At 58.0% G+C, this 24,883-nt stretch carries 24 protein-coding genes; 11 read left to right on the top strand and 13 right to left on the bottom strand.

Annotated elements, in window-relative coordinates; genetic code table 11:
* Nucleotides 1-88 precede the first annotated feature (88 nt).
* A complete protein-coding gene (locus tag FJ145_00175; protein MBM4259838.1) occupies nucleotides 89-496 on the top strand; it encodes a CoA-binding protein in 408 nt (135 codons plus the stop codon).
* A gap of 182 nt (nucleotides 497-678) precedes the next feature.
* Here the strand turns inward: FJ145_00175 and FJ145_00180 are convergent, their stop codons facing one another.
* Both FJ145_00180 and FJ145_00185 read right to left on the bottom strand, forming a co-directional pair.
* The gene (locus FJ145_00180; protein ID MBM4259839.1) at nucleotides 679-1,530 is read right to left on the bottom strand and encodes an alpha/beta hydrolase; all 852 of its coding nucleotides are present in this window, start codon (nucleotides 1,528-1,530) and stop codon (nucleotides 679-681) included.
* 151 nt (nucleotides 1,531-1,681) lie between these two features.
* Nucleotides 1,682-2,257 (bottom strand): methyltransferase domain-containing protein, encoded by a 576-nt coding sequence (locus tag FJ145_00185; GenBank protein MBM4259840.1) that lies wholly within the window; start codon nucleotides 2,255-2,257, stop codon nucleotides 1,682-1,684.
* Between the two features lie 348 nt (nucleotides 2,258-2,605).
* On the opposite strand from FJ145_00185, the gene FJ145_00190 reads away from it, so the two are divergent.
* The 3 genes from FJ145_00190 (at nucleotide 2,606) to FJ145_00200 (ending at nucleotide 6,581) form a co-directional block, all read left to right on the top strand.
* Nucleotides 2,606-3,751 carry an amidohydrolase/deacetylase family metallohydrolase gene (locus FJ145_00190; protein ID MBM4259841.1) on the top strand — a complete coding sequence of 382 codons (1,146 nt, stop codon included), beginning with the start codon at nucleotides 2,606-2,608 and terminating at the stop codon, nucleotides 3,749-3,751.
* 208 nt (nucleotides 3,752-3,959) lie between these two features.
* Nucleotides 3,960-4,664 carry a dienelactone hydrolase family protein gene (locus tag FJ145_00195; protein ID MBM4259842.1) on the top strand — a complete coding sequence of 235 codons (705 nt, stop codon included), beginning with the start codon at nucleotides 3,960-3,962 and terminating at the stop codon, nucleotides 4,662-4,664.
* Nucleotides 4,665-4,934: 270 nt separating this feature from the next.
* A complete protein-coding gene (locus tag FJ145_00200) occupies nucleotides 4,935-6,581 on the top strand; it encodes a hypothetical protein (GenBank protein MBM4259843.1) in 1,647 nt (548 codons plus the stop codon).
* Nucleotides 6,582-6,645: 64 nt separating this feature from the next.
* On the opposite strand, the gene ettA is transcribed toward FJ145_00200, so the two are convergent.
* Nucleotides 6,646-8,325 carry an energy-dependent translational throttle protein EttA gene (ettA, locus tag FJ145_00205; protein ID MBM4259844.1) on the bottom strand — a complete coding sequence of 560 codons (1,680 nt, stop codon included), beginning with the start codon at nucleotides 8,323-8,325 and terminating at the stop codon, nucleotides 6,646-6,648.
* Here ettA and FJ145_00210 point away from each other — a divergent pair.
* Complete coding sequence (locus FJ145_00210) at nucleotides 8,324-9,058, top strand: tetratricopeptide repeat protein (GenBank protein MBM4259845.1); 735 nt, start codon at nucleotides 8,324-8,326, stop codon at nucleotides 9,056-9,058. The two genes, ettA and FJ145_00210, sit on opposite strands and share 2 nt — an antisense overlap.
* A gap of 92 nt (nucleotides 9,059-9,150) precedes the next feature.
* Here the strand turns inward: FJ145_00210 and FJ145_00215 are convergent, their stop codons facing one another.
* The 4 genes from FJ145_00215 to FJ145_00230 form a co-directional block, all read right to left on the bottom strand.
* Complete coding sequence (locus tag FJ145_00215; GenBank protein MBM4259846.1) at nucleotides 9,151-10,368, bottom strand: HD-GYP domain-containing protein; 1,218 nt, start codon at nucleotides 10,366-10,368, stop codon at nucleotides 9,151-9,153.
* Nucleotides 10,369-10,497: 129 nt separating this feature from the next.
* Complete coding sequence (locus FJ145_00220) at nucleotides 10,498-10,998, bottom strand: hypothetical protein (GenBank protein MBM4259847.1); 501 nt, start codon at nucleotides 10,996-10,998, stop codon at nucleotides 10,498-10,500.
* Nucleotides 10,999-11,460: 462 nt separating this feature from the next.
* Nucleotides 11,461-12,270, bottom strand: a complete 810-nt coding sequence (locus FJ145_00225; protein MBM4259848.1) for an enoyl-CoA hydratase/isomerase family protein — start codon at nucleotides 12,268-12,270, stop codon at nucleotides 11,461-11,463.
* Nucleotides 12,271-12,330: 60 nt separating this feature from the next.
* A complete protein-coding gene (locus FJ145_00230; GenBank protein MBM4259849.1) occupies nucleotides 12,331-14,322 on the bottom strand; it encodes an amidase in 1,992 nt (663 codons plus the stop codon).
* A gap of 196 nt (nucleotides 14,323-14,518) precedes the next feature.
* Between FJ145_00230 and FJ145_00235 the strand changes: the two genes are divergently transcribed.
* The 3 genes from FJ145_00235 (at nucleotide 14,519) to FJ145_00245 (ending at nucleotide 16,847) form a co-directional block, all read left to right on the top strand.
* Nucleotides 14,519-14,932 (top strand): hypothetical protein, encoded by a 414-nt coding sequence (locus tag FJ145_00235; GenBank protein ID MBM4259850.1) that lies wholly within the window; start codon nucleotides 14,519-14,521, stop codon nucleotides 14,930-14,932.
* A 193-nt stretch (nucleotides 14,933-15,125) separates the two neighbouring features.
* The gene (locus FJ145_00240) at nucleotides 15,126-15,854 is read left to right on the top strand and encodes a class II aldolase/adducin family protein (protein MBM4259851.1); all 729 of its coding nucleotides are present in this window, start codon (nucleotides 15,126-15,128) and stop codon (nucleotides 15,852-15,854) included.
* 9 nt (nucleotides 15,855-15,863) lie between these two features.
* Nucleotides 15,864-16,847 (top strand): ABC transporter substrate-binding protein, encoded by a 984-nt coding sequence (locus FJ145_00245; protein MBM4259852.1) that lies wholly within the window; start codon nucleotides 15,864-15,866, stop codon nucleotides 16,845-16,847.
* A gap of 65 nt (nucleotides 16,848-16,912) precedes the next feature.
* Here the strand turns inward: FJ145_00245 and mazF are convergent, their stop codons facing one another.
* On the bottom strand, nucleotides 16,913-17,260 hold the full coding sequence (gene mazF, locus FJ145_00250; protein ID MBM4259853.1) for an endoribonuclease MazF: 348 nt from the start codon (nucleotides 17,258-17,260) through the stop codon (nucleotides 16,913-16,915).
* Nucleotides 17,260-17,502: an AbrB/MazE/SpoVT family DNA-binding domain-containing protein gene (locus FJ145_00255; GenBank protein MBM4259854.1), complete on the bottom strand. Its 243-nt coding sequence runs from the start codon at nucleotides 17,500-17,502 to the stop codon at nucleotides 17,260-17,262. Before FJ145_00255 ends, mazF begins: the two co-directional genes overlap by 1 nt.
* 154 nt (nucleotides 17,503-17,656) lie before the next feature.
* Between FJ145_00255 and FJ145_00260 the strand changes: the two genes are divergently transcribed.
* Nucleotides 17,657-18,508 carry a formylglycine-generating enzyme family protein gene (locus tag FJ145_00260; protein MBM4259855.1) on the top strand — a complete coding sequence of 284 codons (852 nt, stop codon included), beginning with the start codon at nucleotides 17,657-17,659 and terminating at the stop codon, nucleotides 18,506-18,508.
* Between the two features lie 237 nt (nucleotides 18,509-18,745).
* Nucleotides 18,746-19,828 (top strand): hypothetical protein, encoded by a 1,083-nt coding sequence (locus FJ145_00265; protein ID MBM4259856.1) that lies wholly within the window; start codon nucleotides 18,746-18,748, stop codon nucleotides 19,826-19,828.
* A 51-nt stretch (nucleotides 19,829-19,879) separates the two neighbouring features.
* On the opposite strand, the gene FJ145_00270 is transcribed toward FJ145_00265, so the two are convergent.
* Nucleotides 19,880-20,290 (bottom strand): type II toxin-antitoxin system VapC family toxin, encoded by a 411-nt coding sequence (locus FJ145_00270; protein MBM4259857.1) that lies wholly within the window; start codon nucleotides 20,288-20,290, stop codon nucleotides 19,880-19,882.
* Nucleotides 20,268-20,525, bottom strand: coding sequence for a ribbon-helix-helix protein, CopG family (locus tag FJ145_00275; protein ID MBM4259858.1), 258 nt, complete (start codon nucleotides 20,523-20,525; stop codon nucleotides 20,268-20,270). Before FJ145_00275 ends, FJ145_00270 begins: the two co-directional genes overlap by 23 nt.
* 201 nt (nucleotides 20,526-20,726) lie before the next feature.
* On the opposite strand from FJ145_00275, the gene FJ145_00280 reads away from it, so the two are divergent.
* A complete protein-coding gene (locus tag FJ145_00280; GenBank protein MBM4259859.1) occupies nucleotides 20,727-21,827 on the top strand; it encodes a mandelate racemase/muconate lactonizing enzyme family protein in 1,101 nt (366 codons plus the stop codon).
* Between the two features lie 6 nt (nucleotides 21,828-21,833).
* Here FJ145_00280 and FJ145_00285 read toward each other — a convergent pair whose 3' ends face one another.
* Together FJ145_00285 and FJ145_00290 are read right to left on the bottom strand one after the other, a co-directional pair.
* A complete protein-coding gene (locus tag FJ145_00285; protein MBM4259860.1) occupies nucleotides 21,834-22,382 on the bottom strand; it encodes a YgiT-type zinc finger protein in 549 nt (182 codons plus the stop codon).
* A gap of 131 nt (nucleotides 22,383-22,513) precedes the next feature.
* Nucleotides 22,514-24,796: a xanthine dehydrogenase family protein molybdopterin-binding subunit gene (locus FJ145_00290; GenBank protein MBM4259861.1), complete on the bottom strand. Its 2,283-nt coding sequence runs from the start codon at nucleotides 24,794-24,796 to the stop codon at nucleotides 22,514-22,516.
* Nucleotides 24,797-24,883: the final 87 nt, after the last annotated feature.

Below are 24,883 nucleotides of genomic sequence, written 5' to 3' on the forward strand. Positions count from 1 at the left end.
TGGTTCTACTCTCTTAATCCGAGTTTCGGTTGCGGCTTTGCCGCGCTGTGCTCTTTGTAGTTAAACCTTCTGCTGTTAGAATCATTTAATGACCTGGCAAGACAAGCTACTGACCACCAACGAACAGGTTCGCGACCTGATTTTACAGACCAAGCGCATCGCCGTGCTCGGCATCAAGACCGACGCGCAGGCTGACCAGCCTTCGGTCTACGTGCCTGCCTATATGCAGAAGGCTGGTTTCGAGATCGTGCCGGTGCCAGTGTATTATCCTGACGCAACGGTGATCCTTGGCGAAAAAATTTATCGCAGGCTTGCGGATATCCCCGGCGATATCGACATGGTGGATGTCTTTCGCCGGCCCAGCGATATCACCGGCCACCTGGAAGACATTCTCGCCAGGAAACCCCAGTCAGTCTGGTTTCAATCCGGCATCCGCAATGACAAAGCGGCGGAGATCTTCGCTCAGGCCGGCATCAAAGTCGTGCAGGACCGTTGACTGATGGTCGATCACCGGCGGTTCGTCGGGGTGAAATAGTTTCGGGTTTCGAGTTTGGCGTTCCGGGTTGGTCAGAGGCTCTCAGTTGAAGATACCCCAAATTGATAGCTGTACGGGAGTCGCCGCATTAATCGAGCGTAAAGACGGGCGGGCAAAAACCCGAAATGCGAAACAGCGCGCCGTTAGCGCGCCCCACCCAGCTGCTTGGCAATAAATGTCTTAACCATTTCGTGGGCGCGAGTGGTCATGGGGCCTGGCTCGCGTATCCACAAATGTTCGCAGCCAGGAAACAGCTCGTACTGACAGGGGCCGCCGGCGGCGCGGTACGCGTTGGCGAATTTTTCTTGCACCGCGGGCCGCACGTTGTCGTCCAACTCGCCCTGCATGATCAAGAGCGGCGGCAGCGTGACCGATTCTTTGCGGTCGAGGATTTCCTGGGGGTTGCCTTCGTGGATGGCTTCCCACGGATTGAAATAGTTCTTGCTGTTTTGGACCATCTCGGTGCGCTCAAGCTTCTCAGCATTCAAAAAACGCGCGTAGGGGTCGCTCACCGGCGAGCGCGTCGCCACGTATTTGACCGTTGCGTCGAGGTTGGGCGCTTCGGCCAACACATGAGCGCAGTAGCGCGGGTCGCGCGGCCGTAGAGCGACCAATTGAACTTCGTGGCCACCGCTGGAACTGCCGAGCGCACCCACTGTCGCCGCATCGCCGTTCCATTCGTTGGCCTTGGCCTTAAGCCAGCGCACACCGTAGTTGGCATCTTGCACCGAAGCAGGGTAGGGCGCCTCGGTGGCGCGCGTCAGATCGATGGCGACCACTAAAATTCCGCTTTGCGCCAAGGCTTCGTCCATCATCGCGTTGGCCGTGCGATCTTGATTGTTCCACGCACCGCCGTGCAGATCGAGCAGCGCCGGGAACGGCCCGCTGTCCTGCGGCTGATAGACGCGCGCCATCAGCATTCGTTTAGGCGCGCGGCGGAACTCAACGTCCCAAGTTTTGATGGCGAACTTTGCCGAAGGATTGTACGCGGTCATGGAACCACCTCGCTATGCCGAGCTTAGCCCAGGGAGGTCAAAAACCGCAACCTAAAGTTGCGGCGGGTCTTAAGTGAATGCGAAGAAAGGAGATGTGGCGGCGACCGGCTAGTCGCCCTCCGGATTGGCCGCGCGAAGACGATGAAAAAAACTATTTCGCCTCTGCCGTCTTCTCCATGCCGACCTTCCACAGATAGAGCGTGCGGCCCTCGGAATAGTCCTCGGCGTTGCTATCGGCAGCGCGGATGTATTCGACCTTGGTTGGCTTCCATTCGTCGATGTCGAAGTCGTGGGCCACTACGCGGGCGCCGGTTTTAAGTCTTTGCAGTTTGGGACGTAGCTGATTGTTGAACCATTTGAACATGTATAGCGTCACCACCGTCGCCTCGGAAATATCGACAGTGAGGCCGTCCTGAGCGCGGAACTCGACAAGATGGGTGACGCCTTCGTTGGCGGCGTTCTCGCGGGCCTTGGCGACCAGCTCGGGGTTTAAGTCAATGCCGACGCCTTTGACGCCGTAGCGCTTCGCCGCTTCGATCACGATGCGTCCGTCGCCGCTGCCCATGTCATAGAGCACATCGCCCTTTTTTACTTCGGCCAACTCCAGCATCTTTTCGACGACGTACATCGGCGACGGCACGAAAGGGATAGTGTCCTGGGCGAGGGATAAAGTGGGGCAAGACAATACCAACATAGCAACGAAGTAAAGTCTTTGCAGTAGTCTCACGACAACCTCCGCTTGACGATTTACCAAACAGCTGAAGTCTTGCGCGGCTTGCGTTGGTTGTCAATCAGTCAAAAGTCACAGAAACGCGCTAGGCAAATTTTCCCTCCTGTGGTAGAGGAGCGGTGATAGTTGAAGGCGCTCGCAAGAAGGCTTTCGCGACTGGTAGAGGGAATATTCACCACGAAGGTCACGAAGAGCACGAAGGCAAGAGAAGAAATCAAAAATTGTCTCCGAACTTCGTGTCCTTCGTGCGCTTCGTGGTGAGATTGGAAATTTCGTTCACAGCAAGATTCATCGCAACTTGCGAATAACTTCGACCACGCAGCGCAAGAGTTCGAAAGAGGAAACATGGCTGACATATACGATCTATTGTTGGTCGGCGGCACGGTGCTGAACCCAGCCACCAACGTGAACCAGAAACTCGACGTGGCGGTGAAAGACAAGCGGGTGGTCGCTATGCAAGCCGACATTCCGCGCGTGAGTGTCGGTCGTGTCATCGACGCCACCGGTTGCTACGTGACTCCGGGGCTGATCGATTTTCACGTGCACAGTTACTGGGGCGTCAATCCCTACGGCTGCGATCTTGACGAAGTGTGTCTTGCCACCGGTGTGACGACAACGTTGGATGCCGGCTCGGCTGGTCCAATAAATCTGCTCGGCTTTCGCAAACTGGTCTACGAGCGGTCGAAGACGCGCATGATCGGCTTGGTCGCGCTGGCGCAGCACGGCGTGCTGAACGAACCGGGCGAATTGTTGAATTTAGGCTTTGCCGACCGCGACGGCTCGGCGCAGGCGGTCATCGACAACCGCGATATCAGCGTCGGCATCAAAGTGCGCTTACATAAGAAGTCCATCGGCGACAACAGCCGCGAAGCGCTGCGCCTGGCGATCAAAGCGGGTGAAGCGTCAGGCACGCCGATCATGGTGCACGTCGGCAGCACGGCGATCGGCATGGACGAGATTGCCGACACGCTGCGCCCGGGCGATATCATCACGCACTGTTACACGCCGCAGCGGCCATCGATCATCGACGAAAAGGGCAAGCTGTTGCCGCTGGTGCGTAAGGCCAAAGAGCGCGGTGTCATCTTCGACGTCGGCCACGCCAGCGGCCACTTCGATTTCGATCTGGTCGAGCGGGCCATGGGCGAGGGAATCATTCCCGACATCATAAGCTCGGATTTGCACGGCAAGATGAAACAGCCGGGCTTCGGTATTGTGCACGACTTGCCGACGACGCTGACGAAGTTTTTGCCGATGGGTTTGAGTTTCGAGAAAATTATTCGGAGCTGCACGGTTGACGCGGCGAAGGCGATCGGCTGGCAGGATCGGATTGGCAGCCTGGAAGTCGGCCGCGAAGCGGATATCGCCGTGCTGCAGATCGTCGATGACTCGATCATGCTGCAAGACTCCGTCGGCGCAGAGCGCGAGCATAAGAAACGGATTGCGGCGAAGTGGACGGTTCGCGCGGGCGAAGTGTTTCAGGGACAGGGCTAGGAGCCCGAATGCCTCGCGCAGAGACGCTGAGAACGCAAAGTTTTGGAGGGAGTGAACCACGAAAAACACGAAACACACGAAATTAGGAATCGCGTAGTTTCTTTATTTCGTGCCTTTCGTGTGTTTCGTGGTGATCTCTTTTTTTCGAACTTCGTGTACTTCGTGCCTTCGTGGTGAGTCAATCAACAAGTAGAATTCTGGAGGGGCTATGAGCGCGAGCTGGGAAAACATTAAATTCGACAACGCCAACATGCGCGCCTATGTTGGGGTGCCAGAAATTTCCGGCCGCAGTTCGGCTATTGTCGTCGTACAAGGCCAGACCGGCGTACAGGACTTTCAGGAGTTCTGTCGCTTAGCGGCGAGTGAAGGCATTGTCGCGGCGGCGCCGGATCTCTATCATCGCGATCCGCCGGATTGCAAAGACGACCCACCGACGCGGCGCATGCGGCTCACCGACGCGACGGTGATCGCTGACGTCAACGCGACGGTGAATTATCTCAAGTCACACAGCGCCGTTGCGGCGAACCGCATCGGCATCATCGGTTTCTGCATGGGTGGCCGTGCGGTCTATCTCATGTCAGCGGTGAACCGGGACATCAAAGCCGGGGTGATGTATTACGGCGGCGATACGTTTTCGCCTTGGGGCGCCGGCCCGTCCCCGTTCGAGCGCAGTAAAGATATTCACTGCCCGATCATGGGCCACTTCGGCGAGGACGATAAGAATCCCTCGCCGCAAGACATGCGCAAGCTCGACGCCGAGCTGACGCGTCTCGGCAAAGTGCATGAGTTCTTTTCCTATCCCAATGCGGCGCACGCCTTCGCCAATTTCGGCTCGCCGGCGTACCGCGAGCACGCGGCGACGGCGTCATGGCCGCGGACGTTTCGGTTTTTTAGAAAACAGCTGCACGCATAGCTCGACGGTTTTTATCCAGGAGTGTTTCGCAGCGCTGTCTCCGGTGAGAGGCCGCGGAATGCGGACATTCTCTCGGTTTAGGGTCACGAGACTCTGGAGCACTCCAAGGGTGGTGCGTTTTGGGCCAAATCTGAAGGCCGCCAAAAAACCGGTCCCGTGACTTGCGATTAAGAGCAATTCCGCCTATGTGTTAATGTTGTTCCCACGCTCCAGCGATCCGAACAAGCATTTGTCACCTCAGGAAAGGTTTTTAGTCTAAACGCGTCAAAAATGTCGAAAGTCCATTTTCTCATCGATCATTTGTCTTCCGAAACGGTCAGCTCCGATCAGGCAGTGGTTGCGCTGCTGCCGGAGGCCAAACAACCCACCGTGGTGCCCATCTACAGTGCCCAGCTACACGAAGGCTCCCAAACGTTAGTGCGGCTCAGCAGTGCGAAAAATATTTTCACCGCGCATTTCTTGCCCCTCATTGGCGCCGTCGATAAGAACGCGCTCGCGGCGAAGCGGCGCGAGCTTGACTCGACCCGCATCGAAATCGAAAAATTTAGCGGCGATGCCACCAAGCGCGCTGGAATTTTCATTAACTATCTGACCGCCAACAAATTAATTGACCGCAAACTCTATCCAGTCGTGGAGAAACTCAAGCGCGACGTCAGCCTGTCGAACAAGGATCTGACGCCGTTGGTCGATGCGGTCTATACTAGTTTGCGCAAAGGCGCCGGGGCGACCTCAGCGCACAAAGACAAGATTCGCATTTATTTGCAAAATGGCGAATACGACGGCGCGTTGATCGATTGGTTCCAACGTTTTCTCGACCCCCGCTTCGGCATGTTTCAACAAGCCGCCCGGCTGACCAGCGAAGTGGAAGAATCCGAAAAGAGCAACCGTGTAACCGCCGATCCGGCCTTGATGCGCGACTTCTGCGCGGTGGTTGACGAACTCGGCGCAGGCAAGTCGAGCGACGCTGAAATCCAAGGCGTGGCGCTGCAGCCATGGCTCGAAGAGCTGGTGGGCTGTAAAGTTGAGCAGTACTTTTTCGCGCCGGTGCGTTTGGTGAAAAATGGCGTGAATAATGCGGGTTGTTTGCGTATCGAGTCCCTCAAGGGCGCCAATGAGTTGGGCGATGCGTTGCCCACGCTGCTTTCTCTGGAAAACTTCTCGCGTATCGTCACCGCTTTCGACCGGGCGCTTTCCGCTCTGGTAATGGATTATGCCAACGCCGATCCCGAGATGAAGGCGCTCTACGGGGATCATGCGATGCATTCGGGCTTGCTGATTCGCGCGCTGCTTGGCGAACCCGACGCGATACGGACGCTTTATCCGAAAAATGTCGTCGGCATATCCAGCAAACCCGAGCTGGACGACGCGCTGGTCGCCAAGACCCGCGACGCTTTTGAGAGCGGTCTGATGGCGCAGTTATGTGCCAAAGCGTACGATTTGGACGAGCATACACTGCAACTTTGTGTGGAAAGGTGCGTGGCGATTCAACGGCAGCTAATGCCTCTCCTTCCAGCGGAGATTTATAGCCTCATCGACGTCACTGAGACCGGCTCGCGGTTGAAAAAAATGTTGGAAAAGTTAGAAGCCGCGGGCAGCCAACATACCAATCAAGCGCAGCAGCGTGCCTTGCGCATCAGCATCAACGCGCAAAACTCGCGCGGCCAACAGATTTCCAGGCGGCTAAAAGCCGACTTCCGCGCCGATCTCGGCAACCTTTTTTCACTCGATGAATTGTTGGTCGACGAGGTGGTGGAACTCTTTGGCAGCGAGCTGGGTTGCCTGCGCGGCATCCTGGCGCGTTATTTTAAGAAGGAAGAAGAAGAGAAAGAAGCAGGCGCAACTGCCGCCGAAGGGGCCGCTACGGAAGCGGCCGCGGAAGAGACCGACGTGGTTAAAAGCGCCGAGGTCGTCAGTTGATCTTAGTTAACTACCGAACCAGCCCCGCCCATCGCAGTTACCTCAAACCTCGCAGCACTGTCTCTCAAGCACGCGTCAGCGGCCGATATTTGATTCGATGCGGTTGTTCCGCCGCGGCACCCAGGCGCGCTTTGCGATCGGCTTCGTACTCTGAATAGTTGCCGTCGAACCAGACGACCTTACTATCGCCTTCGAAGGCGAGAATGTGAGTAGCAATGCGATCGAGGAACCATCGGTCGTGGGAGATCACCACGGCACAGCCGGCGAAGTTCTCCAATGCTTCTTCGAGCGCGCGCAGCGTGTTGACGTCCAGGTCGTTGGTCGGCTCGTCGAGCAAAAGAACGTTGGCGCCTTCTTTCAACATCTTCGCCAAGTGAACCCGGTTGCGCTCGCCGCCGGACAGGCTGCCGACTTTTTTCTGCTGGTCGGTGCCGGAAAAATTGAAGCGCGCCACATAGGCGCGCGAGTTAACGTCACGGTTGCCGATCTTGATCTGGTCAGTGCCGCCGGAGATTTCTTCCCAGATATTCTTTTGTGCATCGAGCGTGCGGCTTTGGTCGACGTAACCGAGGACGACCGTTTCACCGGTGCGAAAGGAGCCACTGTCCGGCTTTCCCTTGCCGGTGACCATGCGAAACAACGTCGTTTTGCCCGCACCGTTGGGACCGATGACACCGACGATGCCACCGGGCGGCAGTTTAAAGGTCATGCCCTCGACGAGTAAGCGATCGCCGTACGCCTTCGATACTTTGTCGGCTTCGATGACCACGCTGCCCAAGCGCGGGCCGGCTGGAATAGGAATTTCTAAATCTTCGCGGCGCTTGTCAGCGTCGTTGCCCAACAACGATTCATAGGCCGAGATGCGCGCTTTGCCCTTGGCCTGGCGCGCTTTGGGCGACATGCGAATCCATTCCAATTCGCGTTGTAGCGTCTTCTGCCGGTCGCTTTCGGATTTTTCTTCTTGGCGCAAGCGTTCCTGTTTTTGTTCGAGCCAAGAGGAATAGTTGCCCTTGAACGGAATGCCGTGGCCGCGGTCCAGTTCGAGTATCCAGCCGGCGACGTTGTCGAGAAAATAACGGTCGTGGGTCACTGCGATGACCGTGCCAGCGTAGCTTTGCAAGTGTTGTTCGAGCCAGGCCACCGACTCGGCATCGAGGTGGTTGGTCGGCTCGTCGAGTAGAAGAATATCGGGTTTTTTTAGCAGCAGACGGCACAGTGCGACGCGGCGCCGCTCGCCGCCCGATAAAACTTTCACCGAGGTGTCGGACGGCGGGCAGCGCAGGGCGTCCATCGCCATTTCCAAGCGCGCGTCTAAATCCCATGCGTCGAGGTGATCGAGCTTCTCCTGGACTTCACCCTGCCGTTCGAGCAGCTTGTTCATTTCGTCGTCGGACATCTCTTCGGCGAACTTGGCGTTGATCGCCTCGAACTCTTTCAAGAGATCGACGGTTTCCTGGGCGCCTTCTTCGACCACTTGGCGCACCGTGCGCGCGTCGTCGAGCAGCGGTTCCTGTTCCAAATAGCCGACGGTGTAGCCGGGCGAGAGCACCGCTTCGCCGACAAACTCCTTGTCGACGCCCGCCATGATTTTTAACAATGACGATTTCCCCGAGCCATTGAGACCGATGACGCCGATCTTGGCGCCGTAGAAATAGGACAGATAGATGTCTTTCAGAACGGCGCGCTTGTCATAGTTCTTGCCGACGCCGACCATCGAATAGATAATTTTGTTGGGTTCAGCCATGAATGGTAATTCTTACCTCTTGTGGGATCCCTCAACGCTAGCGTGGACGGGTGAATTCTGCAAGGAAAGAAGGGCGCCAACAACTTTGTTTCGCCCGACTCGATGCTATAGTGAAGCACTTGGGGGGATTCTAGGAATGCCGATCATAGGTAAATTGCTGTTGGCGCTAAGTGCCTTGATCTTGTCTGGCTGCACGAGTCTACAGAGCGACCAACGTATTCAGGAGGGCCGGACAGCCTTGATCACCGGCCGGCCCAACGACGCCGTCGAAGTCTTCCGCCGAGTGGCCGCGGATGAACCCAACTACAAAACTTCCTATGCGATTGCCGAAAGCGTTTGGACCTACCTCGGTCGAGCGCACTACGAAACCGGGAACTACGGTGCCGCGCGCGACGCCTTGGACAAAGCCCTTGCGCTGGATGTGAACGACTCGATGGCGCGGCTCTACCGCGGCATGACGCTCACGCGGACCAACGAACGTGAGCGCGGCCTGGCGGAAATGCAAGCATCTCTGAAATATATTCATCGATGGCTTGATGAAAAGCCGACGGACAATCCGGCGGGAAATTTCTGGGACCCCGGCCGGCAGATTCGTAAATTGATCGAAACCGGTCTTGCCGGCAGCCCAAGCGCCATCGAGTTGGTGGTCACCGCGCAGCGCGTTGGGAAACTGCTCGAAGAAGAGATCGATCGCGACCGGCGCGACCGCGCCCGGGCATCGACGCGATACTAGGCCGGTCTATCACTGGAAATCTTCTAAGCTGTGTGGTTTACGGGAAGATCGCGAATTTGATGGTCCAGATGCTAGTGCGGCGAAGATTAGATTCAGAACAGAAACCGTATGGGATCGGCTTTGAGCCGTTCGCTCGATTCGCAGTGGACGATGTCATATCCGTCGCTGCCCGCGGCATCCAATGATAGATCAACTTCCGAAGCGTCGTTTACCCGGCGATTGAAACGGTCAAAGATAATGCGCACCACGGGCCGCAGCAGACTCTGTTCGCCGTGGCGCAACACCACGCCGACTTCGCCGCTGCGCATGCGCACCAGCGACCCGATCGGATAGACGCCGATGTGGGCGATAAATTGTTCCACTAGGTAGCGATTGAGATAGGTGTCGCTCCACTCGTAGATCTTGCGCAGTGCTCCGGTGGGGGGCAGTGGCACGTTGTAGCAGCGCGTCGAGGTGAGCGCGTCATAGATATCGGCGATGGCCGCAACTTGGCCGAACAGACCGATCTCGTCGCCGCGCAGGCCTTTTGGATAGCCGGTGCCGTCCAGCCGTTCGTGATGTTGAGCAATGATGCTGGCGGATGCTGCGCTCAGCCGGCCGGTCTGCCTGACGATTTCGATGCCGCGCGCGACGTGTTGCTGCATGATCCCGTATTCGTCGTCGGTGAGTGGCCCGGGCTTATTGAGGATGCGGCTGGGAGTTCGTACTTCGCCAATGTCATGGAGCAAGCCGCCCATGCCGAGGTCGCGAACCTGCTCGGCATCGAAGCTCATCGACTGGGCAAACGAGATGCAAAGCGCGGCGACGGACAAAGAATGCAGGTAGCTATACTCATTGCGCCGCTTGTTGCGCAGCAGACAAACGAGCGCGTTGCCGTCATCCAACACCTGTGCGGTTACGTTGTCGATCATTGAGGCAAGTTCCGCGGTATCGATGGGTTGGCCGAACTTCACCCCGTCGAGCAGGCATTGGGTTGTGAACTTGCTCTCAATGATCAGTGTTTTCGATTGATCGACGCGCTCGGCAAGGGGCACGCTCGCAGGCTTCGAAGGTATGGCAGGCGTTAGCGCTTCGAGCTCATTGTCGATGGCTTGGTCGACTTCTTCTTGGGTCGGCGCATCATCGAGGTCCAGGCCTGCGTCCGTGTCGATATAAACTTCGTGGATGCCGCGAGCGACGATCTTCTCGATATCTTTGTCGCTCTTGAGCATCATGCGGTTTTTGAAGAACGGATGGTTCAGCCAACCGCAGTTGAAGTCGTGGACGAAGAAGCCTGGCTTGAGGCGTTCGACTTTGATTTTCTTGATCATAGCTGCCGCACAAACAAGTGCGTCCAAAAGTTGTCATCGGCGCAGCGGATGGAAAGTTTAGAAGATTACCGACGGTCTACGCAGCTTTTGTCAAAACTTAGACAGGGGACCGATTTCCATTGAGGCGAGTCAATCGTCTAGCTCGGCGCGAGTGCGACGCACGACTTGGACGTGCCGTTTCGCCGTGGCCAGCGGAGGATACTGCTCGGGGAGGCTTTGCCATATGACGGCACAGTCGTAGGTGTCCGGGCCAAAGCCAACTTCGCGCGACTCGTAGGGAACTTTTTCCGCCGACCATCTGGCAAAACACGAAGAAGTGTCGACTACGTCGGCATAGACTGGATTGCTATAGATAAAGAACACATGCTCGGCGGTCTCTCCGAGTCGGCGTTCCAGGTTTTTGATAAACGCCTCCAGCGTCTCTCGCCCAAATGCGTGGTAGTAGAAACATATGGTGCGCTCGGCCGCTGGTTTGTAGGAAACCGCGTTCTCAGCGACGATGTTGATTCTGGTGCGGTCGGGAAAGCGCCGCCGGATGATCGTGGCGTTGCGTGCAGCGTATTCGGCGAGCACCGGCGACATTTCGACGCCGATGATGTCCTTGAATGGAAATTCCGATGCAACTAGCAAGGGTCTTCCTTTACCGCAGCCGTTATCAACGAAGGTGTATCGGTGTGGGTCGTGAAGCCGCGTGAGAACCTTGCGAACGATACTCGGCTGCGTGCCGAGGTAGGCCTGGCTTTGGCTGGCGACTGCGGGGTCCGAGTAGAGGCGATCCGGAGTTACATACCCGCGGGTATCGGTGCCGTGCATCCTGTCGTAGGGATGCACAAGGATCTCAAAGGTACGATACTTTTTGCCGATAACCGGTGCTTTACTTAGCAGTTATTGCTTGAAGTCATACGGAATGTGGCGTCTCAGCAACGTTGGTTTCACGAAGCCTCCGTGCAGCAGTGTCTGTCTGTCATAGCAGTCGTAACCAAAAGAAGCCCGTAACCGAGTCTGCGTTGACCGTATGACTCTATCGTTGCGCGTAGAGTGGGTCAAACGATTGTCTTGCGGTCTCACTCTAGGCTATGGCGCTCAAGCTATTCACGACTCCGAATCGGAGCGCTTGTAGGCGACGTTGGGACCGCCTTTTTGCGACCGGAGATATTCTTCGACCTTGCCGAGGGGGTCGACCATCAAGCGCTGCCGGGATGCGACGAGCTGATCGAGACGCATGGCGTCGGGCAGCGAGAGATTGCGTCCCATCTGCACGGCGATTTTAGCGCATGACAAGACTCCTGGATTGCGCGAGGCGATCTCTTGGGCGACCTTCATCGTGGTGCTTTCGAGTTCGCCAGGTTCGACGGCCGTAGAAACTAACCCGAGCTTGTCTGCCTCGGCGCCGGAGAGGTTTCGGCCGAGCAGTTGGATTAACGCGGCCTTTTTCATCGGCACGCCGGAATGAAACAGCGTGCTCGTCGCCATCTGGCCGAAGCTGCCGCGCAGAATTTCCGGCATGCCGATTTGCGCGTCGTTGGCGGCGATGACGAGGTCATGCGAATTCATCAAGGCCAAGGCGCCGCCGAGACAGTAGCCGTGCACTTGGGCAATAGTCACCTTGGGGAAATTCCGCACCGCCTCGAACATGATCGCAGTGGGACTGAACTTATCCCAATCCGTCGGCGCCCCTTCGCTCTGCGCCCGCAGGTAGTAAAGATCCAGTCCTGAGCTGTAAACCGGCCCGCTGCCTTTGGTGACGACCGCATTGATGTGCGGGTCGGCGCGGATCTCTTCCAACGCTTGCATGAAGTCGGTGACCAACTGGGCGTTCATGGCGTTGCGCCGCTCGGGCCGATTTAAGATAATTTTGGCAACTCCGGTTCCGGGAACTTTTTCCAAGATGACGGCTTCCATAAATTTCCTCCCTGGCTGATCATTAGGTAGGTGCTTTTAACGTCGCGGGCTTTTCCATCATCATTGCGAAGACTTCACGAGCCTTCCATTTCTTGCTTCCAAGGGACCGAACTCCGGCGGTGACATGCGATGGCGCGTAGCCCGCTCGTAGGCTGAAGCGACGCGAAACAGCAGCGGTTCGCTAAAGGGCATGGCGAGAAAATCGATGCCGACGGGAAGTTTTGCCGGCACCGGGCCGACCAGGCGGGTGTCGCCAGGGGTGCTAGCGTCGCGCACGCGATCGAAGACATGGGTGGTGAATCCCGCCGGAACTGTGATCGCGGGAAAACCCATGGTGCCGAGCATGGTCCAGGCCTGGTGCGAGCGGCCGTTGACGTCGGGCTCCACCGGCGCTTTGATCAGCGCCGCGGGCACGTTGCCGGTGGGATAGGTGACCGCGTCAAGATTGAGCGATGCCATGCATTGCATCACGGTTTGCTGAATCGCAGCGCGATTGGCGTCGCGATCGCGCACGTCCAAGGTGGTCGGTTTGTTGGCCTCCTGCAAAACTGACTTGACGTCGCGGAAACGGGTGTCGCGGCCGAAAGTGTCTATATAGTAGCGGGACTTGTTGATCAGATCGGTCAAGTCTTTGATGTTCGCGTCGCCGCGCTTCTTGAGATAGCGATTGAAGTAGTACTTCGCTTCGCCGCGGTTTTGCGCGCTGGTCTTAAAGTCTCGAATCGTTGGTTTCGACGGCGCTGACTTTGGCTCGATGTACATGTCGCGCAACACGGCGATGTGGTCGGTTTCAGCGGGGAAAAGAGTCTGATTGGCGCGGATAAACAGCGCATGCAGGTTGCGCGGTGCGTGCTGGTCGATGCACTTTTGAAACAGCTCGCCCTCGGCGCCGGGATCGACAATCGTCGCGCCGAGCTTGCGCAAATCGCCGATGGCGCGCTCGACGATGTCGATGCTTTCGTGATCTGCCTGCGTGAACAGACGCTTGTCCATGTATTCGCGCAGCACGCCGATGCGGATCCCTTTGAGGCTGGTCTCCTTGGCAAAACTCGCATAGCCCGTTTTGGGCATGCGGCCGATGCTATACACCGTCAAGTCGTCCGCCGGATCGTAGCCGGCTATGACATCGAGCACCTTGGCGACGTCTTCGACCGTGCGGCAGGCCGCGCCATTGCGGTCGTTGAGTGGGCCGCCGCCGATCATGCCCTCGCGACTGACCAGCCCTTGCGACTGCGACAAACCGACGCCGTTGTTGAGTCGAGAGGGCATGCGGATGGACGGACCGCCTTCCTCGGAGATGGTGCAGGTGACTAGGTTTGCGGCTACCGAAGACGCCGAACCGCCGCTGGAGCCGCCGACGTCGCGGTCAGTGGCGTAGGGGTTGCACATGGTGCCGCCGAAAGCGCTGCGGCTGCCGGAGGCGTATTCGCCGAGATTGGCTTTGGCCAAGATGATCGCGCCCGCGTCGCGCAGCCGTTTGACCAGCGTCGCGTCCCGCGGCGGGCGGTCGTTGGCATAGTCGGCGTCGGCGCCGCTGGTGGTGCGCATGTCGTAGGTATCCAACATGTCTTTGATGCTGAACACGACGCCGTGCAGCGGCCCAACCAATTTTCCGGTCTTGGCGAACTTTTCATCGAGCGCAGCGGCGACCTCCAGCGCATCGGGCAGGTTCGAATCGTTGTCGGTCGCATCGGTCAGGCTGCGCGCCTTGCGCTCGTCGAAGCCCCATTTTTTGCGCGCCGCCGGGCGCAGATTCAACGTCATCAGCGCATTGATCGCTCCGGCATTCGCTATCGGCGCCACCGGTCCGAGAATACCTTGGGGCTCGTTGACGCAGGTGCCGTTGTAGGCTTTGATGCGGGCCAGATACATGTTGACCAACTGCGTTGCTGTGAGCCGTCTGGCTTTGATTGCCTTGTGAATATCAGCAATCGTTGCCTCGACGATCTGAAAACTTCCTTTTGCGTTAGTTGGCTGGGCCTGTGCGACATCGCTCAGGCAGATCGCAGATGCTAATGCTAAGCCGCAGAGTTTCGTCTGTCTTCGGTGCATGGTTTTTTCCTTCGTGGGTAATGAGTGGTTGCCTTCCTGTACAACGGGCGATTTGAAGCTGTCAAACTGACTGAAGCCTTCGCTGATTTCCCCGGGCCGCTGATGGGGCTTTTTCAACGCTTTCATCGTATTGCTGCGCTGCATAGGAGTTGCATTGCGGAATGCAATACCGGAGTCTACCATCGAGGCGTGAATTTTGAATTCGTACCTGGAAAGCTCACCCATCCTCACCGCGTTTGGTTATCAGCGTGTGTTTCACACAGAAAACGTCTCACAGTATCAACACAGCGACGCCGCATGGGGCTCGGTGGATTTCCTTCATGCCTTCCGGAGCGTTTCCTTGGCGATGTTAGAGCGTGCGAAAAAATATCCGATTTTTGGCGGCAAGCGAAATCCTCCGACTCTTGATCCCGAGGATGTAATTGGGCTAAAAGTCCAAGCGATGGCAAACGACCCGGCACGCATTGCCAGAGAGCGCAGCGACATTGAAGGGCTGGCGCAGCACTACGGCGCCAACCTTGATTGGGACCGCATCGAAGAATACTACGCAGTGTTTGATCTGCGCCACGAAGCCAAGAAGCTTAGAGAAACATTCAGCCGTGCTGACTGAGCAGCAAAAAGCAGAATTGCGGGAAATGGTGGCGTCCGAATCGCTCCGCGAGGAGTTCCGAACGCTCGCCAGATCCTAAACATGCTTGACCAGCAGAGGCCGAGCTGCTTTAGAACCTTTACCATGCCGCGGCAATGCCCGCGTAAAACCTCAGTAAACGAAAGCACATTACTAACCACGAAGGAGCACCGCTATGGCGACTGGAACCATTTCCGATGAAGAACGGGAGCTACGCGTTAACTTGGCCGCCGGCTACCGTCTCGCCGACAAGTACGGCATGTCCGAGCTGATCTACACCCATATTTCTCTGCGTGTGCCGGGGCCAACGCCAGCTTACTTGCTCAACCCGCACGGCCTGCTCTTCAACCAGATCACCGCGTCGAGCTTGGTGAAAGTCGGGCTTGACGGTAAGCTCGTGGAGCCCAGCGAATGGCCGGTGAATCGCGCCGGCGTCGCGATCCATGGCGCGATTTTGGCGGCGCGCCCGGATGTCAATTGCGTGTTCCACACCCACATGCCCTACACGACGGCGGTCTCGTCGCTGCAATGCGGGCTCTTGCCGATGTCGCAGCCGGCGCTGCGGTTTCAGGGGCAGACGGCGTATCACGACTATGGGCGGGCGGCGACGGATCCGGCCGAATGCGCGCGTCTGGCGCGGGACATGGGCGATAAATCGGTCGTGCTGCTGCGCAATCACGGTGGCATCACGACGGGCAAGACCGTGTTGGAGGCGTTCATCAGTTCTTTCTATCTTGAGAAGGCGTGTCAATTTCAGATCCTGGCGCAGTCAGCCGGTGTGCCGTTGACCATGCCTGCCGATGATATCATTGCCGCATCCGGCGGCCGCCCCGCCGGCGACGAGCGTGCTTGGCCGAGCCTCCTGCGCGAGCTTGACCGTGACGATCCTTCGTATCGGGACTAAGCTTTACCTATGCTACGCATGACACTAGCCGCAGGGCACTATGATCGGACCGAAGCGATCCGCGATGGTCGGGTGCGCGCCGAGGGCATCGATTTGACCTACATTATGCTGCGCGTCGAGGAGATCTTCTGGCGCATGGCGCAGCACCGCGAGTTCGACGCCTCGGAGTTCTCTCTGGGCGGATATGTTGTACGCCGTGGGCGCGGCGCCGACGATCTCATCGCGATCCCGGTGTTTCCGTCGCGCTTCTTCCGGCAGTCGTGCATCTTCGTTCACGACGGCTCAGGCGTCCGCAAGCCAGAGGATCTTCGCGGCAAGCGCGTCGGTGTACCTGAGTATCAGATGACTGCCGCGGTGTGGGCGCGCGGCATTCTCGCTGACGACTACGGCGTGCGCGCAGCCGACGTTGAGTGGGTGCAAGGTGGGCTCGAAGAGCCCGGGCGCCTGCCTTTCGAGCCCGCCGAACCGTCGGGAGTCAAGGTTGGCTTCGCGCCGGCGGACCGCTCGCTGGCGCAAATGCTCGGGAACGGAGAAATCGACGCCCTGGTCACGGCTAGGACACCGTCGACGTTTCGTCGCGGCAGCGGAACTGTGCGGCGGCTCTTCGAGAAGCCGTTCGAGGTCGAGCGCGACTATTTCCGCCGCACTGGAATTTTTCCGATCATGCACACGCTGGTGGTCAAGAGAGAGATTCTCGATGCCAATCCCTGGGTCGCGTTCACGCTGTTCAAAGCTTTTTCGGAAGCGAAGGATTTAGCGATGGCCGATTTAACGCAGACCAGCGCGCTGCCTCTGAGTCTACCCTTCCTAGTGGAGCACGCCTACCAAACGATGGACCTGATGGGCGAGGACTTCTGGCCCTACGGCCTTGAAAACAATCGCAAGACGCTGGGAACCTTCGTGCGCTACATGCACGAGCAAGGACTCATCCCTGAAACGATGGCGATTGAAACGCTATTCCCTGATAGCACGCAGCGGACGTTTAGGGTGTGAGGCGTAATAAACCGGCCGTACCCAGTGTTTGCAGCCCGACGCTGGCCAAGTGACCTTGCTGCGCGCTAATTTGTGTCTATCAACAGCGTGCCGAGCTTGTCTAAAACTTCCGCGGTCGTTTCCGCCGGCAGCTTGCAGAAGAATTCTGCTTTTCGAAAACGCCAGTCTAAACTCTTTGCCTGATCAGCGAGCACAGCGCCGGCTAGTTTTGATCCCGTAGGTATCACCACTTCCCATGGGTACCCCTTTATTTGGCTCGTGATCGGACAGAGGATGGCGAGGCCGACTTTGCCGTTGTAGGAGGAAGGTGTGAGGACCAGTGCCGGCCGACGACCGGATTGCTCGTGCCCGACTTGAGGTTTGAACGTAATCCAGATCACGTCGCCACGAGCGGGCACGTAGCGCCGAGCCATCACCAGATCTCGCGTCCAACCGGTTTGCCGGTATCAATCTCAGCGTGGCGATTTTTTTTCGTCACTCTCGATAGAAGCTGATCGAGGGTCAACTTCTTTCGTTGGACAGGCGTTGCGACAACTTTGCCATCCGAGACGGCGAGGTTCAGGACTGTTCCTTCGGTTACGTCGGCATCTTTCGCAAGCGGCTTGGGAATTCGCACCGCAAGACTATTGCCCCATTTTTGAACCCGAACCTGCATGGATTCTTCCTCCTGGCCTCGTATCTACAAAGAAGATACAGCGCTAAAGCCAGCGTCGTCAACAGCTATAGGCCCGCGATACGCTCTGTGACGCTTTTGTTAACGAAGGAATTGCCGCTTGCCATCCAACATTTCGCCGTGTTAGAGCGCAGCCATGGCTACGAACCTGCGCAAGCTAAGGGTTTTCACGATTTTGTTTATGTTCCATGCGATGATCGCTGCGCGGGAAATCCGCGCCGCCGCGGCGGTCGAGCCACAAGGGGGAAAGTTCGCTGGAATGGTCATGATCCCAGCCGGGGAGTTTACGATGGGGCGAGAGGGTGGTCCGAGAGACGAAGCGCCGGCGCACAAATTGTTTCTCCCCGCCTTCTACATCGATCGCAATCTGGTTACCGCTAGAGAGTGCGCGAGGTTCATTCAGGAAAAGGGTCCCACCGGGCCCAAGGGCGAAATGTATTTGGATGTCGCCGATCCCGACGTCCTGGTCCACAATCGAGACGGCAAATGGCTGCCCAAGGAAGGTTTTGAGAATCATCCCGTGGGAGAGCTGAGCCGCTACGGCGCCGCTGCCTATTGCGCGTGGGCCGGTAAGCGGCTTCCCAGCGAAGCGGAGTGGGAGAAAGCCGCGCGTGGCACCGACGGACGGCTCTATCCTTGGGGAAATGACATGCCTCGCCCTGACCTGGCTTTTATCGGCGGCTATCGCGGTCAAACCGTTCCGGTTGGGCGGTTTCCTAAAGGGGCAAGCCCCTACGGCGCTCTCGACATGGCGGGACAGGTTTGGGAATGGACCCGTTCGGTTTACAGATCCTATCCCTACATTCCAAAGGACGGACGCGAGGAGGCGGCACCCGCCGACACGGTGGTTGCCCGCGGCGGCCATTCAGCCAGCGGTCCCGAAGGGCTTACGTCGACATCGCGCGAAGCGGTTGACGCCGGTCGCGCCGCCACGGGCCATGCGTATATCGGATTTCGTTGTGTATCCGACTCGCAGCTGGTTTTGTAGAAACGATTGTCGGTTGGGTTGAAACCGGAGAGGCGAGATGGAAGAAGGTGCAACTATTGCCAAGGTGCCGCCTTGGATGTCGCTCAAGCCGGGGATGATGCAGCATTTGATTAGGGAGCACGAGAAGCTTGGGCGAACCTTGACCGAAGAAGAAACTGTCGCGTTGCTACGCAGCGTGGGATTCGAAATCAGCGAGGCGAAGTGACGCGATGGTCACTGATGGGAACTAAACTGCGAATGAAAAACAAACACAGACCGCAAACCAACGTGCTCACCGCACTTTTTCTGCTGGCGTGGGTAATCCTCTTGGCGGCGCCGGCATGGTCCCAGACTTCATTCTATGAAGGCAAGAATCTTCTGCTTGTGAGCGGCACCGACGCGGGCGGTGCCGGCGATCTGCGCACGCGCGCGGTGATTCCCGTGTTGAAAAAATATATTCCCGGCCACCCGAACATCGTTGTGCAGTACATGCCCGGCGCGGGCGGACGCAAAGCGGCGAATCACATGTACAAGTCGGTTCGGCCCGACGGTTTGACCATGGGCGCGATGATCACCGGCATGGTGCAGGGCACGATCTTCGGCGAGACCGACGTGCTCTACGACCTCGACAAGTTTATTTATCTCGGCTCCCATGCGCGCTATGCGCCCTATGCTTTTGTGACGCGCAAAGCGGCGGGCTTCAACAGCCGGGAAACGTTGCTCGCGGCGCGTGGCGTGCGCATCGGCGCGCCTTCCGTCGGCCACAGTCTTTACACCATCGCCCGGCTATTTGCCTATATGATGGACGTGAAGGAGCCGCGTCTGGTTACCGGCTATACGCCGCGGGAGATCGATTTGGCTTTGGAAAACAACGAAATCGATGCCCGGGTAAGTATCTTGGACAGTTTAGTGAACCGCAATGCGCATTGGTTAGATAAAGATCTGGTGCATGTTCACGCGACGATGGATATCCCCAAGGGCTTTAAGCACCCCGACCGCCGTCTCGCCAAATTTCCCGAGATCGAGAGCTTCGCGCGGTCAAATCAAGAGCGCGGTCTCATCCAGCTTTTTCGCGGCGCGCGCGACACCGGTCAGCCCTTTGTCTTGCCGCCGGGCACGCCGGCGGAGCATGTGAAAATATTGCGTGACGCCATGCGCCGAGCCTTGGCCGATCCACAGTACATCAGAGCCTACGAAAAACTCACTTCGGAGCCCGCCATGACCCTAACCGCAGAGGAGTTCGAAGCCCAGCTCCGCGAGTTGCCGCGGGAAGCCGAGACCATCGATCTCTTCAAACGGCTGTCCGGCCCGGCGCCGCTGCCGGCGCGGCCGTCGCGGTAGCCACTCGCTGTTTGCGTTCGTGAAATTCGCTTGCTTTTGGGACTGGGAAGATCAATCCGGCATTACGGCCGGAATGGTTTGTCGGCTGTGCCTTCGATAGATTTGAAAATCGGAGTCGGTGGTAAGAATAATCGGGTCCGACAATGTTTCGCTCATGCGCACGAGACACGCATCGGCCAGACTCATGGGCACATTGGCGTACTTCCGCATCAGTTTGACTATCGATTCCACCTCGTCGTCCAGCGTAAACGCTGCGACAACAGCTCTACGGCGAAGTAACGCGCCAAGCGCTCGCGATCCGCGCGATCCTAGCAAGAAGAAAGCTTCCGATAGCGCTGCCTCGCAGGTGCGCCACGGCGGCGAGTAGTCGGGCGCGATCGCGACCGCCCATTTGTGGTGCGAGTCGCGGCGGCTTAGCAAAGCCACAAGAAACCCGGCGTCAACTAGAACGCTTCTGGCCATAGCCCTTCGATCTCAAATAGTGCTTCTTTCTCGCGCTTAGATCAGCCGGCAGGCCGTCTACCGAGCCGATCAGATCCGCTATGCCATCTAAAGGTGTTGGCCGCCGTTTGGTCGAGCGGCCGATGCTCTGCAAGCGTTCACGGACGATGTCGGACTTAGAACACCGCCGTTGCCGCGACTCATGCTCTATTTCCGAGACCAGTTGCTCTGGTAAACGGACGGTTAGAGTCTTCATGGGACGATTGTAATACGTGTATGCCACCTACGCAATAAAGTCGTTAAGTTAGTCTCGGCCGCCCTCCTGACCATCCCCCGAGGTGGGGGAAGGAAATCCGGTAGACCCAGCGCGGATTTGCGGTGGACGCGCGTAGCTTTCCGCTTACGTCGTTGCTGAAGGAGTGAAATGGCTCGACATTTTCAGGGATTCCTGATTTGAATGGCGGCCATGGACCAGACCATCACTTCGATTGAACCGATTGCGCTGCGCATTCCGCTGGACATCTGGGCGCCGCCGCCGATGTCGCAAGGGACGCCGCGCACGCATGTGGAAGGTCTCTACGTGCGTGTGACGACCGGTGGTGGTGTGGTGGGCTGGGGGGAGTGCTTTGGAACGGCTCGCCCTATGGTTCTCGCCGCGTTCGACAGCTGGATCAGGCGTCTCGCGGTTGGCCAGAGCGCGTCCGATGAGCAACTTATTCCGCGCATCGAGCGCATGCTTTTGTCCTTGAGCCGCTCCGGTCCGCTGGCCCATGCGTTGGCGGGACTCGACATTGCATTGTGGGATATTCGCGGCAAGCTTGCCGGCGTTTCGGTATCGACGCTTCTCGGCGGCGCCAAGCGAAAGTGCGTCGAGTGCTATGCCTCGCTGCTGCAGTATTCCGGCAATGCAGAATACATCAAGCGCAACACCGCTCGCGCTCTCGAACGCGGTTATCGTTACATCAAGCTGCACGAGAAAACTGCGCCGGCCGTTGCTGCCGCACGCGAGGAGATCGGACCCGACATTCCTCTGATGGTCGATACCAACTGTGCTTGGACACCGGCCGAAGCCGAGGCGGCAGTGACGGCGATGGCGCCGTACAAGCCGTACTGGGTCGAGGAGCCGATCTATCCTCCAGAAGACTTTGAATCGCTGGCAAGGCTGCGCACGAGTACGGGCGTGCCCATGGGCATCGGCGAGAACTCTACCAGCCTGCGCGAATTTCGCCGCATGGTCACCGTCGGTAAAGCCGATTTCATTCAGCCCGCGATGGTCAAACTCGGCATAACCCACATGGCCCAAGTCGCCGCCGAGGTCGAGCAGGCGGGTGCCATCCTGGTACCGAATGCTTTTTATATTGGACCCGCTTTTCTCGCGGCGCTGCATTGCATGGCGGCGAAGGAAAAAAATTCTCCGCTCGAGCGGATGTTTGCCGACTTTGGCGCGACGCCGTTCGCCAAGACGGTGCCGGTAATTAACGGCGGTGTTGAAGTTCCAGAGGGGCCGGGGCTTGGCGCGGACCCGGAAGATGAGCTGATTGCACGGTTCAGAGTGTAGTTGGGGTTAGGGGCGGAGCTCCACGATGGGAACTCTGATCACTGATGCCTTCGACCATTTCTTTGGGCTTTGCAAAACAGTAGCGAGGCGTTTCCCGGTTTCCGCATTGACAACTTTTGAGCCGCATTGAGAACAGACGCCAGCCGGCACGTTATCGATAATGACCAACTTGCCCCGAATCCAAAAATCTTGCTTGATTCGGCGCTCGACCATCTTCGAGTTGCAGATTTCGCATTCGCCGTAGTCGTATTTCCGGGTTCTCTTTTTCATAGGACACCTAAGCTTGATAAGTCGTAACGAAGAGTAGTTTGCCCTGTGGTCTTGAATCGGCAAACGATGGCGATTTCTCTGTCGTCCTGCGCGGGGCCAACGATTTCGTATCTGGTACCACGAGGGTCGCGGGTAAACTTTTTTCCTGACACGGCCTTTTGCAATCGCGTTTTCGATGTCACTGAACGTTAGTTTATCGTCGGCCATTTCTTCAAAGAAATGAGGAATGGTCAGTTCATAGTCACCGTCACGGACTTTCTTTCTGATTCGCTCAATGATCGTCAAATTTCGCTCGTGTCAATCGGGTGGCATATCCCGGTGTTGGAATTATACATTGAAGCTAGTTGATATCGAAACTCCAAATGCAAAGGGCGACCGATCGGTCGCCCTTTGAGTGCCTTTTGTAAAATCCGGCTTTACGCCTTCCCCGCCTCCTTCAACGCCCGCAGCACGTTCTCCGGACTGAGCGGCAGTCTAGTTACGCGTACTCCTGTGGCGTTGTAGATGGCGTTGGCGATGCAGGCCATTGGCGGGACGCAGGCGATTTCACCGGCGCCTTTGGCGCCGTAGGGGCCGGCGCCGGGGTAGCCTTCGACCAAGGTCGTTTCGATGCGCGGCATCATGTTGATGGTCGGCATCAAATAATCGACGAAGCTCGGGTTCATCGTGCGGCCGTCTTTGTCGAAGACGACTTGCTCGCATAGGGCTTGGCCGATGGACATGGCCGCGGCGCCTTCGATCTGGCCTTCGGCAGCGGCGCGGTGGATCGGTTGGCCGATGTCGTGCACGGCGACGTATTTTAGGATTTTTACGTTGCCGGTGTCGGGGCTCACTTCGACGATGCAGGCGTGGGTCGTAAACGGCTGCGAGCTGCCGTGGGCTTTTTCTTCGGCCATGAGCGCTAAGTTGTCGCAGTAGCCGCGGCCGATGACTTCGCCGATAACGTTGTGGGCGTCGGTGGCTACGGTCGCGAGTGGGATGGTTTTCGACGGCGTGCCTTTGACGCGGATTTGTTTGTCGACGATTTCCAAATCGTCCGGGCTTGCTTCGAGTTTGCCGGCGGCCATCTTGAAAAGCTGGTTGCGCGCGTCGATGGCGGCGAGCTTGCTCGCCGTGCCCGAAACGAGGATGCCGCGGCTGCCGACGGTGCCGGCGTCCCATGGGCTGGCATCGGTGTCGACGTTAGTGACGGTCACGTCGCTGACCGGAATACCGAGCTCTTCGGCAACGATCATCGGAATGCCGAAGCCGGGAATGGTGCCCATGTCGATCTTGCCGATGTGCACGGTCACCGAGCCGTCTTCGTTGACTTTCACAATCGACCCGCCGCCGGGGCCGGCGCTTTCGATCCACGATCCCGTCGCGATGCCCATGCCTTGGTTCTTTTCGAGTTTTACATTGCCCCAGCCGATTTTTTCCTTGGCGAGTCTAACCGTCTCACCGAGGGAAACATCGCGCAGCTTGGGCACCCCGACGATTTTGTCGCCCGCCTTCGGCATGTTTTTCATTCTGAATTCCCCTGGGTCCATGCCGAGCTTGGCGGCGATCGTATCCATGTGCGACTCGACGGCGAACGCGGCTTGCGGGCCGCCGGGGCCGCGCACCGGGCCGCAGACCTGTTTGTTGGTGTAGGCGGTGAAGCCTTCGATGTGGCAATTGGGCATCAGGTACCAGCCGCCGAGCATGTTGGCGCAGCGGCCGCCGGCCTGCACGCCGAAGCCCGAGTAGCCGCCGGCATCGTAGAAGACCCTGCCGGTGCGGGCGACGATGGTGCCGTCCTTTTTCACGCCGGTCTTGATGTACATGCGCGCGCCGGCGCGGATGGTGGTGGAAATCGTTTCCTCGGCCTTGTCGAGGATGATCATCACCGGCCGCTTGGTCTTGATCGCGAGCAGGCCGCAGATCGGCTCGACGGCGGCGCTGGAGGTGATGCCGCTGCCCTTGCCGCCGAAGCCGCCGCCCAAACCCGCGGAGATGACGCGCACGTCGTTCAACTTCAAACCCAACATCTTCGCGGTTTCCTGGCGCACTGGGAAAGGCGCCTGGGCATTCGCCCACACTGTGAGGCGGCCGTTGGGCTCCATCTGTGCTGCGGCGATGCGCGGCTCGAGATACTGCGGATGGATCATCTTGGTTTCGTAAACTTGTTCGACGACAACGTCGGCTTCAGCCATCGCTTTGTCGGGATCGCCGACGTGAACGACCGCGTGGCCGCAGACATTTTTCATGTCCGCGGGACAGGTCTTCGGCAGCGGCATGTCATCGTGCAGCACCGGCGCATTTGCTTTGGTTGCTTCTTCCGGATCGATCACCACTGGCAGCGGCTCGTAGGTGACTTTGATTTTTTTCAGCGCGGCTTTCGCGATGGCCGGCGAGACCGCGGCAACGGCGGCGACGGGGTCGCCCATGAAGCGCACTTTGCCGCGCGCGAGAATGTGGCGGTCGATGTAACTGCGGCCGTAGCGGACGTTGGGCGCATCGGCTGATGTGACAACGGCGTGCACGCCCGGATAGGCTGCCGCTTCACTGGTGTCGATGCTGACGATTTTGGCATGGGCGTACTGGCTGCGCAGGATCGCGCCATGCAGTTGGTCCTTGAACATTAAGTCAATGCCGTAGACACCTTTGCCAACCACGCGGTCAACGCCGCCCAAGCGGGCCGGGCTCGAGCCGACGACTTTGAATTCTGCTTTTGCCATGACTGTCTCCTTAATCGGATTCGGATTAAGAAATTTTCTTGCGCAAAGGCGCAAAGGGCGCAAAGTTCGGAGTTGGTTTTCTTTCCT

The organism is Deltaproteobacteria bacterium (genome assembly GCA_016874755.1).
Classification (GTDB): domain Bacteria; phylum Desulfobacterota; class Binatia; order UBA9968; family UBA9968; genus DP-20.

Bases quoted from the DNA above. Each gene is read 5' to 3' on its own strand.
- FJ145_00175 (MBM4259838.1), top strand. From the start codon at position 89: ATGACCTGGCAAGACAAGCTACTGACCACCAACGAACAGGTTCGCGAC.
- FJ145_00180 (MBM4259839.1), bottom strand. From the start codon at position 1,530: ATGACCGCGTACAATCCTTCGGCAAAGTTCGCCATCAAAACTTGGGAC.
- FJ145_00190 (MBM4259841.1), top strand. From the start codon at position 2,606: ATGGCTGACATATACGATCTATTGTTGGTCGGCGGCACGGTGCTGAAC.
- FJ145_00195 (MBM4259842.1), top strand. From the start codon at position 3,960: ATGAGCGCGAGCTGGGAAAACATTAAATTCGACAACGCCAACATGCGC.
- FJ145_00200 (MBM4259843.1), top strand. From the start codon at position 4,935: ATGTCGAAAGTCCATTTTCTCATCGATCATTTGTCTTCCGAAACGGTC.
- FJ145_00210 (MBM4259845.1), top strand. From the start codon at position 8,324: ATGAATGGTAATTCTTACCTCTTGTGGGATCCCTCAACGCTAGCGTGG.
- ettA (MBM4259844.1), bottom strand. From the start codon at position 8,325: ATGGCTGAACCCAACAAAATTATCTATTCGATGGTCGGCGTCGGCAAG.
- FJ145_00215 (MBM4259846.1), bottom strand. From the start codon at position 10,368: ATGATCAAGAAAATCAAAGTCGAACGCCTCAAGCCAGGCTTCTTCGTC.
- FJ145_00225 (MBM4259848.1), bottom strand. From the start codon at position 12,270: ATGGAAGCCGTCATCTTGGAAAAAGTTCCCGGAACCGGAGTTGCCAAA.
- FJ145_00230 (MBM4259849.1), bottom strand. From the start codon at position 14,322: ATGCACCGAAGACAGACGAAACTCTGCGGCTTAGCATTAGCATCTGCG.
- FJ145_00240 (MBM4259851.1), top strand. From the start codon at position 15,126: ATGGCGACTGGAACCATTTCCGATGAAGAACGGGAGCTACGCGTTAAC.
- FJ145_00245 (MBM4259852.1), top strand. From the start codon at position 15,864: ATGCTACGCATGACACTAGCCGCAGGGCACTATGATCGGACCGAAGCG.
- mazF (MBM4259853.1), bottom strand. From the start codon at position 17,260: ATGGCTCGGCGCTACGTGCCCGCTCGTGGCGACGTGATCTGGATTACG.
- FJ145_00255 (MBM4259854.1), bottom strand. From the start codon at position 17,502: ATGCAGGTTCGGGTTCAAAAATGGGGCAATAGTCTTGCGGTGCGAATT.
- FJ145_00260 (MBM4259855.1), top strand. From the start codon at position 17,657: ATGGCTACGAACCTGCGCAAGCTAAGGGTTTTCACGATTTTGTTTATG.
- FJ145_00265 (MBM4259856.1), top strand. From the start codon at position 18,746: ATGAAAAACAAACACAGACCGCAAACCAACGTGCTCACCGCACTTTTT.
- FJ145_00270 (MBM4259857.1), bottom strand. From the start codon at position 20,290: ATGGCCAGAAGCGTTCTAGTTGACGCCGGGTTTCTTGTGGCTTTGCTA.
- FJ145_00275 (MBM4259858.1), bottom strand. From the start codon at position 20,525: ATGAAGACTCTAACCGTCCGTTTACCAGAGCAACTGGTCTCGGAAATA.
- FJ145_00280 (MBM4259859.1), top strand. From the start codon at position 20,727: ATGGCGGCCATGGACCAGACCATCACTTCGATTGAACCGATTGCGCTG.
- FJ145_00290 (MBM4259861.1), bottom strand. From the start codon at position 24,796: ATGGCAAAAGCAGAATTCAAAGTCGTCGGCTCGAGCCCGGCCCGCTTG.